Genomic DNA, 2,288 nt, shown 5'->3' with positions numbered 1-2,288 from the left:
AGTGTCGCGCAGCCGACACTTCATCCGGGTGTTGAACAAGCCCGAAGCTGCCTTTATTAAGTAAATTGCTCGGTTGAGCATGGGGTGGGCGGTGAGGCCGCTATTTTCTGCAGGCATAGCTGGCCGCTAAGCGATTAGAAGACTAATAACTTCAATTAGTTACAGTGATCTGTGAGTGATGGTCGTTCTTCTCCTGCTGTTGTTGAGGCCATTATCCTTATTGTGCCCGCCTTTCGGCTATCCCGTTCGGATGATGCCGGTGCACATCATGCTCTGTGCGCAGTGCGGGCAGCTGCGGCTGGCTTTGGTCATCGTTGCCGGCTCGCCTGGTAGTCCTCGCCATCCCAGTCGCATCAACAACAACTGGATAATCAAGCGTACCGTCCTGGCGCTACCGTGCAGCAGCCCGTAGTCCCGTACTCGTTGCAGCCCCTTGGGCAAGGCGTGTTGCAGTATCAGCTCCAGGAACCTGACGATGGGTAAGGTGCGGTGCTGCCACTGGTTGGTTTTCCCCTCGCGGTAGCGGAAGGTCACCTGGTCACCGTCTATTCCGATAATATCCCGGTCGGGCAGTACCCCGCGGTACAGATAGCGGGACAGGTATTTCAGGGCGGGTAGGCCCCGGCCCACAGGGCGGCAGTCCACCACCCATTGCGCCGGTAGTCTGGCTGGCAGGTAGAGCTGGGGGTGCTGGTGAATGGCGGCCAGTAGCCGGCCCCGCCATACTTTGGCCAGTGCGGCAGCAGGGTAGAGGTAACGCTTGGGGCCCTTGTGCCACTGGCGCCGTGCGGAGTCATAGTAGCCTGCCGGGATCATGACATGCAGATGAGGATGCAGATCCCGTCGTCGGCTGTGGGTATGCAGTACCGCGGTAAAGCCGCTGCGACCACCATGGCGACGCTGGGCGAAGTCCTTGAGTAACGAGGCGGCAACCGAGAACATGATGCGATACAGGGCGTTGGGTTGCGCACGGGCGAGGCCACGCAGCTCGGCCGGCAAGGTAAAGGTGACCATGAAGTAGTGAACCGGCAGTAACTTGGCCTGCTGACGGGCGAGCCAAGTGGCGCTGGTTCGGTGTTGGCACTGGGGGCAGAGCCGGTGTCCGCACGAGAGCGGGGATTGGTCGTGATGATGGCAATGCCGGCAGTACCACTGCGACCAGCCTGCGGCCTCGGTTTGACAGCTTTCCATCGCCGCGATCGCCCGTTTCATGTCGGGCGACACCGGCGCGTGGCTGGCCGTCATCAACGCATCATGGTGTGCACGCAGCAGCGAGATAAAAGTACTCATGACACCTCCCACATGACCGCCAGCGTGTCAGCCAATTGATTGACTGCGGTCATCGCACACGACCGTTTGGCCGCCGTGAGCTGGGTGTAACGAGCGGTGGTATTGAGGCTGGCATGACCGAGCAGCGTTTGTAGTGAACGCAGATCCAGCCCCTGTTGCAGCAGGTGGGTAGCATAGCAGTGGCGCAGGGTATGCGGGCTGACGGATTTGCGGATCCCGCAGTCGCGGCAGACCTGTTTCATGGCTTTTTGCACCCCGCCTCGGTCCATTGGTGCCTCGGATCCTTTTCTTGTGCCGGGGAACAGCAGCCGTGGATGATGGTGGGATTGCCAATGTGAACGCAAGGCGCGCAATGTCCTGTTGGGCAAGGGGACCAGGCGGTCTTTGCCGCCCTTGGCATTGCGAACATGCACTTGCTGCTGAGCGCTGTCAATATCGGCCACGGTGAGCGACAGTCCTTCGCCAAGCCGCAGTCCCAGGCTATAGAGGGTATAGAAGAACATCTGGTAGCGGCGCTGTCGGGTCATGCTGATCAGCAGGCCGACTTCGGCGGGTGAGAGAATATCGGGCAAGGTGCTGAGCTGCGGTGGTTTGACGATGTCGAGCCACTGCCATTGTTTATCGAGCGTATGGCGATAAAAAAACTGCAGGCCATTGCGGTCGAGCTTGACGGTACTCCAGGAATGGCTGTCAATCAGGCTGACGAAGTACTGTTTGAGCTGGCTAGTTGTCAGGTTGTCCGGCGGGCAGTCAAAAAACGCGGCGATCCGCCTCACGGCACGGGCATAGGCGTTAATGGTTGCGGGTCGTTTGCCCTGCAGAGTTAAATTATTGAGATGCTGCTGATACAGCGCATCGAAGTGGCGTTGTTGTTGGCTATTCATCATGCTATCTCCAGTCCGCTACCACCCTGGTAGGGCTCTGAGATCAGTATGATAAGGAGCGACATTTTTCTGCCGCGAAGCGGCTTAGTTCAACAAAGCATTTAAGAGTGATTC

At 58.6% G+C, this 2,288-nt stretch carries 2 protein-coding genes; both read right to left on the bottom strand.

Annotation, left to right across the window (positions count from 1 at the left end):
• Positions 1-237 precede the first annotated feature (237 nt).
• On the bottom strand, positions 238-1,290 hold the full coding sequence (locus Q0753_RS16460) for a transposase (RefSeq protein ID WP_298723676.1): 1,053 nt from the start codon (positions 1,288-1,290) through the stop codon (positions 238-240).
• Positions 1,287-2,177, bottom strand: coding sequence for a site-specific integrase (locus tag Q0753_RS16455; protein ID WP_298723673.1), 891 nt, complete (start codon positions 2,175-2,177; stop codon positions 1,287-1,289). The genes Q0753_RS16460 and Q0753_RS16455 overlap by 4 nt, the downstream gene beginning before the upstream one ends.
• Positions 2,178-2,288 lie beyond the last annotated feature (111 nt).

Source organism: uncultured Oceanisphaera sp. (assembly GCF_947495715.1).
GTDB lineage: Bacteria > Pseudomonadota > Gammaproteobacteria > Enterobacterales > Aeromonadaceae > Oceanimonas > Oceanimonas sediminis.
This window is presented reverse-complemented; position numbering and strand designations above follow the sequence as displayed.

Coding starts and splice junctions, on each gene's coding strand:
- Q0753_RS16460 (WP_298723676.1), bottom strand. CDS start 1,290: ATGAGTACTTTTATCTCGCTGCTGCGTGCACACCATGATGCGTTGATG.
- Q0753_RS16455 (WP_298723673.1), bottom strand. CDS start 2,177: ATGATGAATAGCCAACAACAACGCCACTTCGATGCGCTGTATCAGCAG.